Below are 17192 nucleotides of genomic sequence, written 5' to 3'. Positions count from 1 at the left end.
ACTTCTGTTTACTGCTCGTCGGACGCAGGTGCATCCGATTCTTGTGCTGCACTGTCCACGACGCCGACCATCGCGGTCCGCAGAACGCGTTCGCCGAGCTTGTAGCCCGGACGCATCAGCGTCCCGACGACGGGACTGCTGCCGTCGCCCTCGTGGGAGACGGCCTCGTGGATGGCCGGGTCGAAGGCGTCGCCCTCGGCTCCGAAGGTGGTCAGGCCGATGTTCGAGAACACCCCTGCCAACTTGTCTGCCACTGCCTTGAGCGGTCCGGTTTCGAGATCGCCGTGCTGGCGAGCTCGCTCGAGGTCGTCGAGAACCGGGAGAAGCTGCGAGACGACGGACGCCTTCGCGTTCTCCGCTCCGGTCTGCTTCTCACGATCGGTACGACGCCGGTAGTTGGCGTACTCCGCCGACACGCGCTGCAGATCTGCGGTGAGTTCGACGACCTGCGTGTCACGCGGGTCTTCCACGACGTCACCGTCGACGGTCCCTTCGTCCACCGAGTCGGGCTGGGGCGCGGCCCCGGTGCCCACGAGGGGCTCCGGAACTGCGTCACCTTCCCGTACTTCACCGGTCTCGGGATCGATCTTTCGCTTGTCCACGAAAGTGACCGGTTCTTGCTCGGTGTTCTCCGACGTCACTTCTTGTCCGTGTCGTCGGCGGGCTCGTCGACAACCTCTGCGTCGACGACACCGTCGTCAGCGGCCTGGGCGCCACCCTCTGCCCCGCCCTGCTCCTTGGCCTGAGCCTCGTAGATGGCGGTGCCGAGAGCCTGCGACTCGGTCGAGAGCTTCTCCACGGCGGTCTTGACTGCCGAGATGTCGCTGCCCGCGAGAGCCGTCTTGGCGTCGGCGATTGCGGTTTCGACGCGTCCCTTGAGCTCGGCGTCGACCTTGTCCTCGTTGTCCTTGACGAACTTCTCCGTCTGGTGGACGAGGGACTCGGCCTGGTTGCGAACCTCGGCCTCTTCGCGACGAGCCTTGTCCTCGTCTGCGTGAGCTTCCGCGTCGGCGACCATGCGGTCGATCTCTTCCTTGGACAAGCCGGAGCCGTCCTGGATCTTGATCGTGTTTTCCTTGCCGGTGCCCTTGTCCTTGGCCGTGACGTGCACGATGCCGTTGGCGTCGATGTCGAAGGTGACCTCGATCTGCGGGACGCCGCGAGGAGCCGGGGGCAGCTCGGTCAGCTCGAACGAGCCGAGGAGCTTGTTGTGCGAGGCGATCTCGCGCTCACCCTGGAAGACCTGGATCTGCACCGAGGGCTGATTGTCGTCAGCGGTGGTGAAGGTCTCGGAACGCTTCGTAGGGATGGTGGTGTTGCGCTCGATGAGCTTGGTCATGACGCCACCCTTGGTTTCGATACCGAGGGACAGCGGCGTGACGTCGAGGAGCAGAACGTCCTTGACCTCACCCTTGAGCACACCGGCCTGCAGTGCAGCACCAACGGCCACGACCTCGTCCGGGTTGACGCCCTTGTTGGGCTCGCGTCCACCGGAGAGTTCCTTGACCAGCTCGGAGACGGCGGGCATACGCGTCGAACCACCGACGAGCACAACGTGGTCGATGTCCTTGACGGCAATGCCGGAGTCCTTGACCACTGCCTGGAACGGCGCACGAGTGCGGTCGAGCAGGTCGGAGGTGATCTTCTGGAACTCCGAGCGGCTGAGCTGCTCGTCGAGGAAGAGCGGGTTCTTGTCGCCGTCGACCGTGATGTACGGGAGGTTGATCGAGGTGCTCTGCCCGGAGGACAGTTCGATCTTCGCCTTCTCGGCGGCCTCACGCAGACGCTGCAGCGCCATCTTGTCCTTGGTCAGATCGATGCCGTTCTGAGCCTTGAACTTGTCGACGAGCCAGGTCACGATGCGCTCGTCCCAGTCGTCGCCACCGAGGTGGTTGTCGCCGGACGTCGCACGAACCTCGACGACGCCGTCGCCGATTTCCAGCAGCGAGACGTCGAACGTGCCGCCACCGAGGTCGAACACGAGAATGGTCTGCTCACTGTCGCCCTTGTCCAGGCCGTATGCGAGAGCGGCCGCGGTGGGCTCGTTGACGATGCGCAGGACGTTGAGGCCGGCGATCTGGCCGGCTTCCTTCGTGGCCTGACGCTGTGCGTCCTCGAAGTACGCGGGAACGGTGATGACCGCGTCGGTGATTTCTTCACCCAGGTAGGCCTCGGCGTCGCGCTTGAGCTTCTGCAGCGTGCGCGCGGAGATCTCCTGAGGGGTGTACTTCTTGCCGTCGATCTCCACGGTCCAGTCCGTGCCGACGTGGCGCTTCACGGAACGAATCGTGCGATCGACGTTGGTGACCGCCTGGTTCTTCGCGGGCTGGCCGACCAGCACTTCACCGTTCTTGGCAAAAGCGACGATCGACGGGGTGGTGCGTGATCCCTCGGAGTTGGCGACGACAACCGGTTCGCCGCCCTCGAGGACGGACACGACCGAGTTGGTGGTCCCGAGGTCGATACCGACCGCACGAGCCATAATGTTTCCTCCTGTTATTGCGTGGATTCAGTCCCTGGGTGAGCGAACTCCGCTCAAGTTTGCACAACGCGATCTGTCGCGTCAACTTCCAACTTGAGCCTCATCCACTCAAGGCTGCTGACCTGCACAACGGAGGGTGTGGCGGATTTGTTCCCCAAGGGAGCGGCTGCGCCGCATGTGCACGGGAGTGGAGCCTGCGGAACGACCCAGGTGAGCGGAAACTCGACCCCTGCTACGAGGTTCCGCGCACATGGGGCGAAGCCCCTCCACAGCAGTACGCCGCGACGATCAGCGGGGATCGTCGCGGCGCAGCGGGAGGAAAGTCGGGTCGAGAATTACTCGGCAGGCTCTTCAGCAGGCGCGGGGATGCAGCTGTGGCTGAGCAGCCCGGCCGTGATGTTGTTCATGAAGTCGGCGTCGAGAGCGCTCGCAAAGGCCGCGGCACCGGCGGGACGAGCGACCCATTCACGATCGACGGAGGGCACGGTGTACGTCGCCGACTCGCCTGCCTTGATGGTCGTCTCGGTGTTCTGACCCTGGACGCCCGGCAGTGCGCCGTAGTTGACGTTGACGTTCGAGGCGTCGTCCGCGCCGACGTTGTCGACCTTCACCTGCAATGCCACGACGCCACCCTCGGGGGCGTCCTTGACCGTGGTGTCGCAGACCGCGGACATCGCGACCACCAGGTCGGGGCTTTCGAGCACGACCGAGCCGAGCGGGCCCACCGGCTCTTCCGGTTCGGCCGAGGCCATGGGCACGAGGACGACCGCACCGATGCCGGCGGCCAGGGCGGCCGTCGAGGCCAGGATCGATGTGCGGGCAAGACGTCGCATGGACAACTCCTGTAGCTGAGGGGATGTGACCCGTGAGTCTGATGTGACTGGAGGGACAGTTGGTACTTGACTCACTATGGCCTATCGGAATCAGACATTCCACACCAGGCGGTCTCGATTCGATGACGTTCGCATATCGAAGGAAAACGCCCCAACCAATGACATCGGTGTAGTTCGGCGTAGGTTTCACCGGTCGACCGGCAAGGTTTCGCCCGTCGACGATCAGGGGAACCACAACCCTGCGGATCGGCCGCGCCCTACGTAGGGTTGAAGAAAAGCGAGGCTACGGAGGCACATGGATCCCGAAGTGCAGCACGAACCGAGCGAGATCACCTACGACGAGAAGTTCTACCCGGCTCGGCCGAAACCACTTCGCCCCTCGGTGCGCCGCGCCAACCGGAGCAACGGCCCCACTCCCGACAGCGAACCGGTCGCATCGAACCCGGAGTACGTGGACTGGCTCACCGAACAGTCGATGCTGCGCGACGCCAAGCTGATCGCCGAGCAACTCTCGGGCAAGGGCAGCATGTGGCAGAACCCGTATGCCGATCCCGATCCTCGCGCCGCCGTCGAGCGCGCACCGGTGTGGTTCACCGCTTACCCCATCTCGGTGATCAACGCTCCGCAGACGAGCTTTCTGAGCACCCTCGGCGACGAGAAGCTCTGGCAGGCGTTCTCCGAAATCGGTGTCACCGCAGTGCATACCGGCCCCGTCAAGGTGGCAGGCGGAATCCACGGCTGGCGGCCGACCCCCTCGGTCGACGGCCACTTCGACCGCATCGGCATGCAGATCGACCCCGCGTTCGGATCGGAAGAAGAGTTCCGACGCCTGTGCGTGGTGGCCTCGGCATACGACGGCATCGTCATCGACGACATCGTGCCCGGTCACACCGGCAAGGGTGCGGACTTCCGACTCGCCGAGATGGCCGTGGCCGATTACCCCGGCATCTACCACATGGTGGAGATCGAACCGCAGGACTGGCACCTGCTGCCCCGAGTGCGCGCCGGAGCCGACTCGCAGAACATAGACGCCGAGGCCGAGGCAAATCTCGCTCGTGCCGGCTACATCATCGGCCAGCTGCAGCGAGTGATCTTCTACGAGCTCGGAGTGAAGGAAACCAACTGGAGCGCAACACCTCCCGTTGTCGGTATCGATGGCGTCGAACGCCGCTGGGTGTACCTGCACTACTTCAAGGCAGGTCAGCCGTCGATCAACTGGCTCGACCCCTCTTTCGCCGGCATGCGACTGGTGATCGGCGACGCGTGTCACTCCATCGCCGACCTCGGCGCAGGAGCACTGCGATTGGATGCCAACGGTTTTCTCGGCGTCGAGCGTCGAGCAGAAGGCCCGGGCTGGTCCGAGGGCCATCCCCTGTCCGAGGCCGCCAACCACCTGATCGCCAGCGTGGTGCGCAAGATGGGCGGGTTCACCTTCCAGGAGTTGAACCTCACGATCGACGACATCAAGGCCATGGGCACCAACGGAGCCGACCTGTCGTACGACTTCATCAACCGCCCGGCTTATCAGCATGCGCTGGTCATGGGGAACACCGAATTCCTCAGGCTCACCATGACTTTGGCGCGTGATCATGGCGTCGACACGGCATCTCTTGTGCATGCCCTGCAGAATCACGACGAGATGACGTTCGAGCTCATCCACTTCGCCACCCTGCATGCGGAGGACGAGTTCTCCTACGGCGGCGAGACGGTCAAGGGCTGCGACCTGGGCGATCGTATTCGTGGCGAACTGACCGATCGGCTCACCGGACGTTGGGCACCGTACAACCGGACGTTCACCACCAACGGAATCGCCTGCACCACAGCAAGTGTCATCACCGCATCGCTCGGTATCCGTGATCTCGACCGAATGGACGAGGCAGACATCGAGACGGTCAAGCGAGCCCACCTTCTGTTGGCGATGTACAACGCGTTGCAGCCGGGCGTGTTCGCCCTGTCGGGCTGGGACCTGCTGGGCATTCTGCCCATCGATGCCGCAGAGGTAGACGATCTCATTCGGGAAGGTGACACCCGGTGGATCAACCGTGGCGCTCACGATCTGATGGGATATTTCCCCGAGGCTGTCCGCTCGGAGTCCGGCATTCCGCGCGGACGCAGCCTCTACGGCTCGCTCCCCGAGCAGCTGGCCGACCCGCAGTCGTTCGCCCGCCAACTGGCGCGAATCATCGAGCTGCGCAAGCGGTTCGGTATCGCCACCGCCCAGCAGATCGACATTCCTACGGTCTCGCACAAGGGCCTGCTGGTGATGGTGCACGAACTCAGCCAGGGGACCATCCAGGCCACAGTGCTCAACTTCTCGTCCGAGGAGATCAGCGCAACCATTCAGTCCAAGCACCTGGTGCCCGGCACGTGCGCCATCGACGTGTACGACGACAACGAAATCGCAACCGTGGACGAGCTGAACAGCTTCCCGATGACACTGCGACCCTACGAGGGCGTGGCGGTGGTACTGCGCTGAGGCGGCGTCCCATCACCTCGGCCCGATAGACTGCTCGATCGTGGCCGAAGACGAGAACGACCCGACCTCACGCAGACCTCTTCCTGCGCGTCCGCAACCGCCGCGGCCGGATGTCGTCGTCGAGCCTCTTCGGCCACGGCAGGCGTCAGCTCCCTCAGTTCTTCCGAAGCTTGCGACCGCGCTGTGGGCCTCGACGGCGGTGCTGGTTCTCGCGTTGGCCGCCGTCGTCGCGCTCAACTGGGAATCCGTTCTCTCCAGCGTCGAAACTGCAGTCTCACAGCAGGATTCGACGGCGAGCGCCGCCGACCTACGCAACACGGCCTCGGCCACCCTGCTCTCGAGCGGTGCCGCGTCGGCGGTGCTGATTCTCCTTGGCTTCGTCGCGCTCAATCTGCTGCGCGGCGCAGCGACGTCGTCCAAGGTCCTGATGGGTGCGGTCGGGATCTTGACCATCGGCGCGGCCGTCACGTTCTCGACCTTCGTCTCCGACGCCCCCGCGCTACTCGGCGGTGTGCTGCAGTGGGGACCGTTCGTCGTCGCAGCCACGGCGGCTGCGGCTGCGGTCATAGCCCTGTTGCCGAGACGCTGAGACGGCTCGCGCTGTACATTTCCGTTTACCGGCACCCGGAAAAATTCCACCGTCAGCGTTGGAATCCGTGCCTTGCGGTTGAGTGGTACCGACGCCAGAGGAGGCCGCGAAGTGCACGACGAGGCCGAGCACAGCCCCAGATTGAGGGTTGTCGGTGTAGGTAGTTCGGCAGGCGGCCTCGATGCCATGACGAAGCTGCTCCACGGTGCATCCGACGACGTACCGTGGTGTTTTGTCGTGGCTCAGCACCGAGCACCGAGCCCGGACGGCGCATTGATGGAACTACTCTCCCCACACACGAGCCTGAGGGTGAAGACTGCTGTCGCGGGGGAAACAGTCGCCCGCGGTGTCGTCTTCATTGCACCTCCCGGTTCCGACATCGTGGTCTCCCGAGGATCGATTCGACTGCCGACACCCAATGCGCAGAGGCGACCGTGGCCGAGCATCGACCGCCTGCTGGTGTCGCTGGCCGAGGAGTTCGGGCCCGACGCGGTCGGAGTCGTTCTGTCCGGTACCGGCCGCGACGGTGCTGCTGGTTCGACGGCCATCCGTACCGGCGGTGGCGTCGTTGCCGTACAGAATCCATCGACCGCCGAGTTCGAGCAGATGCCGACCTCCACGCTCGACACCGGAACGGTCAACATCTCCGCTGCTGCGGAGGACCTGGCCTCGGAACTGCAGGACCTGCTGTTCGGCGACGCGACCACAGCGGCCGATACCTCTGTCGACACCGAGCTCGACCCCGAGGTCCACTCGGCCGGACCCGATGCCATAGGCCCGCGCGAGCAAGGATCGGCGACGGACAGCGCGCCCGCAATAGACATCGCAGACCTGGACACGATCACCGAATCGCTCCACCAGGTCACGGGAGTGGACTATTCGGGCTACAAGCGTACGACGTTGAGCCGGCAGATCGAGCGCCGTCGACACCTGAGAGGTGTCTCGATCAGCGAGTACGCTGCCGAGCTGTCGAGCGATACCGTCGAAGCCGATGCGCTGGCCCGCGCGATCCTGGTGAGCGTCACGTCGTTCTTCCGCGACGCTCCCGTCTGGGAGAGCCTGGCGTCGCTACTGCGCACCCTCGCCCGTTCGCTGCCAGAAGGCGAACCACTCCGACTGTGGATACCCGGATGCGCCACGGGTGAAGAGGCATACACGCTCGCGATGGTGGCGGCCGACGCTATCGCTGGCATCGATGCCAAGGGCGAGCTGAATGCACGATTGAAGATCTTCGCAACCGATCTCGACGAAGCTGCATTGACGGTCGCCCGACGCGGCCACTACCCGACCGCGTCGATCGCCGACGTCCCGCCTCGGCTCCGGGACACATGGATGATCCAGCTCTCTTCGGGATGGACCGTCAGTCCCGAACTGCGGGAGTGCTTGGTCGTCGCCCGCCACAACGTGGCGTACGACCCACCGTTCCCCCACATGCACCTCATCTCGCTCCGTAACACTCTCATCTACTTCGAGCCGCGCCTGCAGGCCCGCGTGATGGATCTCTGCCACTACGCCCTGGTACCCGATGGGCTTCTCGTACTGGGCCTGTCGGAGCGCGTTCCCACTGTCGATGCGGCGTTCGTCGCTGTCGACTATCCCCACCGCATCTATCGGCGAGGGGACGCGAGCCGTCTACCTTCGATCGCAGTAGCTCGTCGCCTGCAGGCCACGCCGCCGCCCGCGGGCACTCACGTGGTCGGTGCGAGTGGCACCGGGCGCACCGATACCGACGCGACCTATCGCCGCATCCTCCAGGCCACCTCCGACCCACTGCTGATCCTCGACGACCGCGGTGTCGTGGTCGAGATCATCGGTGACGTGTCCCCGTGGTGCAGCGTCGGCGAGGGACGACAAACCGGAGCGGTGATCGAAATCCTTCGGGAACCGTACCGGATGGGAGTGCGCACGCTGCTCAGCCAAGTGCGTCGAACCGATTCCACCACTGCAGAATTGGTGATCAACGAGCGGCCGCGAGTCCGTATCACGGTCACCCTGGTACCGATGAAGCTCGTCACCCGGACGGCCGTGACGTTCCACGTGGAATCACCGACGGCAGCTGTCGAAGGGGAGGCACCCGCGGCAGGTTCTGGTCCGGAGTTCGACGTCAGCGCCGAGCTCTATTCGACGCAACGCGCCCTCGAGGCCATCGTCGCAGATCTGGGCTCCTCGAACGACGAGCTGCAGGCGACGAACGAAGAACTTCAGGCCTCGTCGGAAGAGCTTCAGGCGACGACGGAGGAAGCTCAAGCCTCCAACGAAGAACTCGAAGCGACCAATGAGGAACTCACCACCCTCAACCAGGAGTTGCAGGCCAGAACCAACGAAGCGTTGCGGGCCAACAACGACCTGAACAATATTCAGACCTCGCTGACCAGTGGCCTGATCATCGTCGATCGTGACCTGCGGGTCACCCGTTTCACCCCCTTGGCCGTACGCCTGTTCTCCCTCATCGACGCCGACCACGGGCGGCCACTCCTCGCCATTCCCACCACGGTCCCGATCGTCGGCTTCGAGGACGATCTGCGCGCCACACTCGACAGACGACAGTCGCGGATCCGCGAGATCAACGGTGACAACGCTGACTACTTGCTGCAGACTCAGCCCTATGTGAGTGCAGGTGACGACGTACAGGGCGTCATCGTCGTGGTGACCGACGTCGGCGAGATCAGCTCGACGAGGCGGGACCGTGACGCCGCACTGAACAACTTCCACCTCGTTGCGGACTCCATCCGCGAGATCGTCTGGCAACGCGACGCTACCGGCATGTTGACGTTCATCAATTCCCGAGTCGAGGACGTCTACGGTCTGGATCGCGAGCGGGTGATGGCGGAGCCGGCTCTGTTGATGTCCGCCGTGCACTCCCAGGATCGCGACCGTGTCGCGACCGTTTTCGCTGCAGCGGAACAAGATTGGCGCTGTGAATACCGAATCGTCCGGCCCGACGGATCGATTCGCTGGATCGAAGAGGTTGCGCACACCGTCCGCGCCGAAGACTCGGCAGACCGTTCGGTCATCGGCAGCGCCGTCGACGTCACCGATCGGCACCTTTTTCAGGAACGGGCAACCGAGCGAACTGCTGTCCTGGACGCACTGTTCCGCACGATGGCGGCGGGAATCGTCGTCCTCGACCGCGAGAACCGAATCCTCGCTGTCAGCGACGGTTTCACGGCAATCACATTGTTCCAGCCGCACGAATTGACGGGGACCAACCTGTCCATGCTCGTGGACCGAAGAACCGGTTCCGGCCCCGGACACCGAACCGATATCGCCTTCGCGAAAGCCGGATCCGTCGACAGCTGGCTGATCGTCGATGCCCATGGCTCCTCACATCCGATCAGTATCGAATTTCACGCCGTGCCCTTGACCTCCGATGCGCCCACCGCACCGCACACAGTGGCCGTCGTCCACGACACCTCCCGGATACGCGAGATCAGTGCCGACCTCGCCGCAAGGGAACAATTCGACCGGCACACAGGGCTGCTGACCAGACAATTCTTCCGATCCAGACTCGTCGACCTACTCGATTCGTCGGCAGGCGCTATCGCGGCACTGTGGATAGACCTCGACGGGTTCAAAGAGATCAACGATCAGTTCGGCCACCGCGCGGGCGATACGGTGTTGGCCACCATCGCCTCCCGCCTGCAACTGGCTGCGCGCCGACACGACATAGTCGGCCGTCTGGGTGGCGACGAGTTTGCCATCCTCGTCACCCGCGCCGAGGATCTCGATGGACTGGACATCCTGGCCCACAGAGTCCTTCAGGATGTTCGGGACCCGATCGCCCTTGCGGACTCCACCGCCTATATCGCAGCATCGATCGGCATCGCGGTCAGTCCGGGGGACGGCGCGACCGCTGACGAGTTGCTGCACAATGCGGACACTGCGATGTACGAAGCGAAGAGAGGCGGCCGGGACAGGCACGTGTACTTTGCCGCGAGTATGAACCTCGTCGCCGACGAGCGAGCGTCTATGCGCCATGAATTGGGAGAAGCCTTCCGTAACAGGGATTTCGAGCTTCACTACCAACCGATCGTCGACGTGTCCACCGGTCTGCCGACGATGCTCGAAGCACTCGTTCGATGGAGGCGCGGTGACACGATCGTGTCCGCCCAGGACTTCATCGGACATGCAACACAAACCGGTCATCTCAGGGCACTCGGGAAGATCGTTCTCTCGTTACTGGATGGCGACTTGGCAACTCTCGAGCGAGAGTTGGGTGGGGATCGCCCGCGGGTGTCGGTCAACTTCTCCGGAACCGAGCTCGACGAGCGCGAGATCATCGATCGATTGATCGCCTGGTCACCACCTGGCGGTTTCGAGAAGCTGGTCGTCGAGGTCACCGAATCGGCTCTGCTCGACGAGTACGGCCGCGCCCGCGACACACTGAGCATCCTCAGCCGTTTCGGCGCTCGGATCGGCATCGACGACTTCGGCACCGGTTACTCGAATCTGGAACTGCTGGACCGCCTCGAACCCGACATCATCAAAATCGACCGGTCGTTGCTGCAACGCGCGCTCGTACACACCCGTGGTACCGATATCCTCTCGGCTGCAGTGCATCTCGCACGTGCACTCGAGGCGGAGATCGTCGTCGAAGGCATCGAGAACCAACAGATGTGGGACTACGTCAAGACACTCGGGGTGCACATGGCGCAGGGATATCATTTCGCTCGACCGATGCCGCTCAGTGAGATGATCGAATGGCTCAAATCAACCGAGTCGAGCTGACGGTGTCAGTTCACCGCAGCCATGATTCCTTCCGCACTGCGCGCGGCCAGGGCGCACGAGGTCGACGTGAACTGATCCAGCAGCGGATGCTCGGACAGCCCTCGCCACCTGTGCACCGCCGCCAACGCAGTGTCTCGCTGTTGCGTGCGTCCGGCATCGGGCGGCAGATTCAGGCGCTCGGTGGCGGCGATGCCGAACCCGCCGATGACGCGCTGCAGGTCCAGCAGGGCACCCTCCGGGAGTTTCGGTGTGGTGGAACGCAATCGGCCGAGCAGACGCAGTTCGGCAAAGCCGTGCACGTCCGCCAGCATCCGCCCGGCTTCGGTACGCAGGGCATGTGATTCCGGCCGGAACTCCAGAATTCGCTGCAACGCAACCAGAGCCGAATGCAATTTCAGTTGGTCGGCCCGCTGACCGAACTGCACGTCGATCACCGAGCGCAGTTCGCTCAAGCCGCTGCGTTCGACCAGATCGGCTGCAAGCGTCGGCGAATCGCGCACCCCCAGCCGAATCAGAGTGACCGCCATCCGAATTCCGAACAAACCGAAGCGGTCCACGATGCTGGCCCGCAGCGCCGCGTCGACGGGCAGCGTGCTCTCGGGTCGCACGAAGCGATCGGCCGAGAGCATCGCCAACTGCAGATCCTCTGTCGGTACCGTCGCCAGCATCTCGAACGCAGCAAATTCGTTCTGCCGCAACGTTTCCGCACCGAGCGCGAGCAGACCCGCAACCGGGACCACCGCCTGACACAAACCGGTGGCCTCGAGCTCGGACGCGAACCTCGCGGCGACCTCCTTGGCCGACATCATCGCGTCCATCCGGCCCGAGCCGACCTCGTCGGCCCGCGAGACCACCCCGATCACGCCGAGTGGCCCCGAATCACCGCCCACGTGCGCGCCGATCTGCCCGAGAAACGACACGTCCGACGCGTTGAGCGTGCGCAGCAGGTACACGACGGCGTCGGCACCGGACGACGAGTTCTCGGGAGTGAGCATCGCGAGCGTGCGCGCCGAGACATCGCGCGAGAGCGACGACGTACCGGGGGTGTCGATGATCGTCGTCTGCGCCAACGTGCTGGCCGGCCACTCGACGTCGAGGCGATCTACCTGCGCGGCCGTCAACGACCCCAGGTCGAAGGTCAATCGGCCATCCCGTCGCTGCACCGGAACGTTCGCGGCCCGGTCGCCGTCGTACCAGGCGGTGACGGCGGGGGTGACGCCGTTGCGATACCACGTGACGACCTTGGTGCATTCGGTGGCGTCGGTCGGAGCAATATCCTGCCCCACAAGCGAATTCAGCAGTGTGGATTTGCCGGCCTTGAGCGATCCCGCCAGGGCCACCCGCAGCGGCTCGTCCAGGCGGTACAGACATTCGTCGAGCATCCACGAGGCTTCGGCGTCCCCCGCGTACGTCGATCGAGCAGCCGAGATCAGATCACGTGCCCGGTTCAGAGCCGTCACGCTCATACCGCGGTGTCCTTGACGAGAGCGATTGCCCGAGAGTTCAAATCGGCTGCCACTCGCAGGTCCTGCTCCAGCTGAGCAATGCGGGCGGCGCGGTCCGTGTTGTCGGCCGCGGCAGCTTCCTGCGCCGAGCGCAGGGACTCGTTCAGCGACCGCAGAGTCTGTTCGGCGATCGAGGTGAAGTGATCGCGTAGCACCCGCTGGATCTGCCGCAGCCGGTCCTTCGACTCCTTGCCGACCTGAAAGCTGACGTCGTCGGTGAAGCGGCGGATCGCCATCTTGGCCTCGGAACGACGTGCCTTGACGCGGTTTTCCTTGTCCTCCTTGTAGGCCTTGGTGCCCAGCAGAACACCCGCGCCGATCGAGATCGGGTTGAGCAGACTCAACCCGACGAATGTGGTGATCAGGCCGAACATGAGGACACCGCCGTAGGAGCCGCGCATCCCAACGAGAACCTTCTGCGTGATACCGACACGACCGGATTCCAGCTCGGCCAACGACGAGACTGGTTCGAGAACGTTGTCCAGATCGCCGAGATCGAGATCCGGCAGCGCCGCCGCCCCGGAGGACGCGAAGTGCTCGGCCACCAACTCCGAGAGCCACAATGCCCGCTCGTGCGCCCACACGAAGTTGTCGCCCACCGACGCGGCAATCTGCTCCTCGAGCCATTCACCCAGTTGCGGCCAATCCTTGCCCGGATCCCCCTCGTCGACGGTTTCCTCCGCCTCCCGGGTGACGCGGCGCAACCGGTCGCGTAGATCGTGATCGATATCGGACGCCAGATCGGCAATGCCGTCACCGAGCGTCTGCTGCCATTGCGACGAGCGCTTGTGTAGTTCTTCGGCAGCGGATTTGGCGCGCTGCAGACCGGCGACGGCAGCGGCCGCCCGCTCCGGATCCTTCAGCGCCGCAAGCTCACTACCGAACGAGAGCGACAGGTGCTCGGTGACCGAACGAACGTCGAGTGAGACCGACGCGCGAGCCAATACATCCGCGCGGGCCACCACGTCGTCGCGCAGAAACGCGTAGAGCTGCTGGAAACCGGACTCGGCGTTGAGCTCCTCGTCGTTCAAACGCAGTGCGTGAGAGCGCAACAGAGACGACACCGGGAGCATCTGCACCTCGAGGCCGCCGCGATCCAGGTGCCCGCGATTGGCCTCTACGATCTGCCGCCAGTGCGGGTACAGATCGATCTTGGTGATCAGCACGGCTACGGCCGGGCACAAACCTTGCACCTGCCGGAGGAAGGACAGTTCGGGCTCGGTGAATTCGCGGGAGGCGTCGGACACGACGAGTACCGCATCGGCGGACGGAATGAGTCCCAATGTTCCTGCAGCGTGCGGATTTCCGTGCCCACCGACACCCGGTGTATCGACCAGCACCAGACCGTCGGCGAGCAGCGGACTCGGAACTCCGATGTCCAGCCGCAACACTTCACGACCCTGAGCTCGGGGACTCGCCGGGGTGACGGTCGTGACTTCTTCGGCCGGCACGTCGACGCGGATGGGCTCACTACCCGGATCTGCGAGAACGAGCTGCGCAGAGAAACTCTCGGCGTTGGACACCACCGTCGGGATGGCCGTGGTCTCGTCGTCGCCGACCGAGCACACCGTCAGATTGAGCAGCGAATTCACGAACTGACTCTTGCCCTGCTTGAGCGGTCCGACCACGATGATGCGTCGGCGTGGATCCAGGACTCTCGACCGTGCCGCCTCGACTCGATCCACCAGGTCGGATCTTCCCGCCGATGTCGCCACCGCCGCGGTGCGATTCAACAGCTCGGCCAGCTCCGTTGTGTGCCCGTCCATACTCTCGCTTCACAACCCGTTCTCGTCGACGTCCCCAACAGAACTCTAGCGACGACACGGCCCCGAGTGTGACGAACACACTCGAGGCCGAGCACTGGTGTCGCTGACCGAATCAGGGGTGCAGCGGATCGATGTCGTGATCGACCGTCACTGCGTGGCCGAGAGAATCGGCTGCCGAGTCCACCGAGCCGTGCAGGCTGCCGTCGCTGAACAAGCTCGAATCGCTCTCGGCCTGTCCGAAGACGTTGGAGTCGACACTCGACCAGCCCGTGCCGGACGCGGTTGCGCCGCCGTCGAAGGAGCTGGAGTGCTCGAACGATCCCGACGCTGCACCGTTCGCGGCCGAGGAAAGGCTGCCGCCTGCATTCGCCAGTCCCTCCGCGCCGGATTCCAGACCACCGGTGACGCTGCCCGCCGCCTGGCCACCGATGTCGGCAGCGGAATCAAACCCGCCGCCCACGGACGCCGCAGCGTCGGCACCAGCATCCAAACCCGTACCCACTCCTGCACCCACGGTGGAGGCGATGCCTCCTCCGAGCGAAGCACCGGCGTCGAGTCCGCCACCGACGTTCGACGCGATCTCGCCGCCCACCGAGGTTCCCGCGTCGACCACTCCGCCTGCCGCACCTTCGAGGCCGCCGGCAACGGATCCTGCCGTATTCGCAGCTCCTTCGAGGCCTGCGCCTGCGGATGCTGCCGCGTCGATTCCGGTGCTGATGCCGCCGGTCACAGCTCCTTCGAGTCCGGCTCCGGCCTGAGCCGCAGCGTCGACGCTGCCGGAAACTCCGCCGGCAACCCCGCCTGCCAGACCGCCACCGAGGCTGCCGAGGCCGGCGAGGCCACCCGACAAGCCGGCTCCCGCGTCGCCCAGGCCGGCAAGTCCGCCGGTGAGGCCCGCACCGGCATTCCCGACGGCTGCGAGGCCACCGGTGACATCCGCACCCACGTTTCCGACGGCTCCGAGGCCGCCGGTCACGTCTGCGCCGACCTGGCCGAGTCCGGCCAGTCCGCCGGTCAGGCCCGCGCCCACTCCGCCGAGTCCGGCGAGCCCGCCGGTCAGGCCGGCACCCACGCCGCCCACTCCGGCCAGACCGCCCGACAGATCTGCGCCGACTCCGCCCACTCCGGCGAGTGCTGCGTCGACGGTTCCCGTGAGATCGGCTCCGGCGGCTACTGCTGTGTCGATCGCTCCGGACAGTCCTGCGCTCAGGTCGGCTCCGGCACCGAGTACGGCTCCGAGGTCGAGGGCTGCGCCGGTGTCGAGCACTGTGTCGAGTGCGGTGCCGAGCTGGGCTCCGGCGGTGCCGCCGACGCCGAATGCGGCTCCGAGGAGGCCCTCGAGGTTCCCGGCAACTCCACCGGCACCGGCAACTCCACCGGCCAGGCCACCTGCGAGCCCGCCGGCGATGTCGCCGCCGATGCCGGCACCTGCGCCGAGGACTCCCTCCACTGCGGTGTCGAGGGCAGCGGTCAGGCCGCCGATCGCGCTGGTGTCGAGGTCCAGTGCCGTTCCGAGTGCGCCGCCGACGACCGCGCCGACGCTGCCGCCCGCAGCCAGCAGGGCGTCGACGTCGAGGTCTGCGAGCGCACCGGCGTCGAGGACGGCTCCGAGTGCGGTTCCGATGGATCCCGCGATGGCACCGTCGGCTGCGAACAGCCCACCGAGGCTGGCGCCGACGCCACCCGCGATGTCGCCGACCAGTGCGCCACCGGCACCGAGTGCTCCGTCCAGGGCTGCACCGACATCGGTCGTCAGATCTGCACCGACGGTGCCGAGACCTGCCAGTGCGCCGCCGATGCCCGCGGTCAGAGCGGCACCGAGGTCACCTGCGATGTCGAGGCCGGCTCCGGCACCGAGGACGGCGTCGAAGACTCCACCGAGCGCCGTGCCGAGCTCGGCTCCGACGGTTCCGCCGACTCCGAAGATCGCGCCGAGCGCGCCGCTCAGTCCACCCTGGATGTCGGCCAGTGCGCCGAGGTCGACGGCACCGGTCGCGCCGAGGGCGGCGTCGAGGGCGGCGTCGAGGGCGGCCTGCAGTTGTGCGGTGATGTCTCCGCCGATCGCTCCCCCGATGCCCGCGCCCGCTCCGAGAAGACCGGTCAACGCAGCGCCGAGACCGACGGTTCCGCCGAGCAGACCGTCGAGGTCCAGATCCAGACCTCCACCGACACCGCCGCCGATTCCGCCACCGATGCCTGCGCCTGCGCCGATCAAGGCGTCGAGGGCACCACCGAATGCAGCGCCGAGCTCCACGCCGATCTGGCCGCCGACCGCCAGCGCGGCGGCGAGGGCTGCCTGCAGGGACGCGGCGATCTCACCCGTCACGTCGATTCCGCCGGTCAGGCTGCCGCCTGCAGCCAGTCCGCCGCCGGCGACTGCGCCTGCAGCCAGTCCGAGTCCGGCCGACAATCCGCCGCCGAGGCTCGCGCCTCCGGCGAGTGCGCCCTCGAGGCCGGCCGATCCGCCTGCGCCCAGGATGGCCGACAGCTGGCTGCCCGCTCCGGCGAACAGACCCGACTCGGCGACCAGGGGTGCCACGGCGACGATGTCTGCGTGGGTCACGTCGCCGAGGCCGGCAGCGGCCAGCGTCGTCTCGGGGTTGGCGCAGTAGGCCGCTGCAGCCTGGTCGTCGCGCAGCAGGCTGAGAATGAAATCGAGTACGGCGTTGGTAGCCATCTGGGTCTCCTTGACGAGTGGTACTTCGTGGTTGATCACAAAGCTATGCATCGAAGAGCCCCCGCCCAACGGGGCCGATCCCCCTACTACCCCGGGGGTCGCCAGGGGGCTTTCGTTAGGGGATCTGGGCGCTTTA

The 17192-nt window shown here is 65.4% G+C and carries 9 protein-coding genes; 3 read left to right on the top strand and 6 right to left on the bottom strand.

What is annotated here, in order from left to right; translation table 11 throughout:
- Positions 1 to 8 precede the first annotated feature (8 nt).
- The 3 genes from grpE to CH286_RS27000 form a co-directional block, all read right to left on the bottom strand.
- The gene (gene grpE / locus CH286_RS27010) at positions 9 to 641 is read right to left on the bottom strand and encodes a nucleotide exchange factor GrpE (RefSeq protein WP_032405538.1); all 633 of its coding nucleotides are present in this window, start codon (positions 639 to 641) and stop codon (positions 9 to 11) included.
- Positions 638 to 2482, bottom strand: coding sequence for a molecular chaperone DnaK (gene dnaK, locus CH286_RS27005; RefSeq protein WP_032376212.1), 1845 nt, complete (start codon positions 2480 to 2482; stop codon positions 638 to 640). Before dnaK ends, grpE begins: the two co-directional genes overlap by 4 nt.
- Positions 2483 to 2817: 335 nt before the next feature.
- Entirely contained in the window at positions 2818 to 3315 is a 498-nt protein-coding gene (locus tag CH286_RS27000; RefSeq protein WP_032376211.1) for a Pro-kumamolisin, activation domain family protein, read from the bottom strand.
- Positions 3316 to 3610: 295 nt separating this feature from the next.
- On the opposite strand from CH286_RS27000, the gene treS reads away from it, so the two are divergent.
- The 3 genes from treS to CH286_RS26985 all read left to right on the top strand — a co-directional run bounded on the left by treS (position 3611) and on the right by CH286_RS26985 (position 11108).
- Positions 3611 to 5791 (top strand): maltose alpha-D-glucosyltransferase, encoded by a 2181-nt coding sequence (treS, locus tag CH286_RS26995; RefSeq protein ID WP_032405537.1) that lies wholly within the window; start codon positions 3611 to 3613, stop codon positions 5789 to 5791.
- 40 nt (positions 5792 to 5831) lie between these two features.
- Positions 5832 to 6380, top strand: coding sequence for a hypothetical protein (locus CH286_RS26990; protein WP_032405536.1), 549 nt, complete (start codon positions 5832 to 5834; stop codon positions 6378 to 6380).
- Between the two features lie 111 nt (positions 6381 to 6491).
- The gene (locus tag CH286_RS26985) at positions 6492 to 11108 is read left to right on the top strand and encodes an EAL domain-containing protein (protein WP_255182781.1); all 4617 of its coding nucleotides are present in this window, start codon (positions 6492 to 6494) and stop codon (positions 11106 to 11108) included.
- Between the two features lie 5 nt (positions 11109 to 11113).
- Here CH286_RS26985 and CH286_RS26980 read toward each other — a convergent pair whose 3' ends face one another.
- From CH286_RS26980 to CH286_RS26970, 3 genes are all read right to left on the bottom strand, one after another.
- Complete coding sequence (locus CH286_RS26980; RefSeq protein ID WP_176458367.1) at positions 11114 to 12574, bottom strand: dynamin family protein; 1461 nt, start codon at positions 12572 to 12574, stop codon at positions 11114 to 11116.
- Positions 12571 to 14379: a dynamin family protein gene (locus CH286_RS26975; RefSeq protein ID WP_094610926.1), complete on the bottom strand. Its 1809-nt coding sequence runs from the start codon at positions 14377 to 14379 to the stop codon at positions 12571 to 12573. The genes CH286_RS26980 and CH286_RS26975 overlap by 4 nt, the downstream gene beginning before the upstream one ends.
- A 112-nt stretch (positions 14380 to 14491) precedes the next feature.
- Positions 14492 to 17056 carry an IniB N-terminal domain-containing protein gene (locus tag CH286_RS26970; protein ID WP_094610984.1) on the bottom strand — a complete coding sequence of 855 codons (2565 nt, stop codon included), beginning with the start codon at positions 17054 to 17056 and terminating at the stop codon, positions 14492 to 14494.
- Between the last annotated feature and the right edge of the window lie 136 nt (positions 17057 to 17192).

Origin of the sequence: Rhodococcus sp. WWJCD1, from assembly GCF_002258735.1 — a bacterium.
GTDB lineage: Bacteria > Actinomycetota > Actinomycetes > Mycobacteriales > Mycobacteriaceae > Rhodococcoides.
This window is presented reverse-complemented; position numbering and strand designations above follow the sequence as displayed.

Coding starts and splice junctions, on each gene's coding strand:
- dnaK (WP_032376212.1), bottom strand. CDS start 2,482: ATGGCTCGTGCGGTCGGTATCGACCTCGGGACCACCAACTCGGTCGTG.
- CH286_RS27000 (WP_032376211.1), bottom strand. CDS start 3,315: ATGCGACGTCTTGCCCGCACATCGATCCTGGCCTCGACGGCCGCCCTG.
- treS (WP_032405537.1), top strand. CDS start 3,611: ATGGATCCCGAAGTGCAGCACGAACCGAGCGAGATCACCTACGACGAG.
- CH286_RS26980 (WP_176458367.1), bottom strand. CDS start 12,574: ATGAGCGTGACGGCTCTGAACCGGGCACGTGATCTGATCTCGGCTGCT.
- CH286_RS26975 (WP_094610926.1), bottom strand. CDS start 14,379: ATGGACGGGCACACAACGGAGCTGGCCGAGCTGTTGAATCGCACCGCG.
- CH286_RS26970 (WP_094610984.1), bottom strand. CDS start 17,056: ATGGCTACCAACGCCGTACTCGATTTCATTCTCAGCCTGCTGCGCGAC.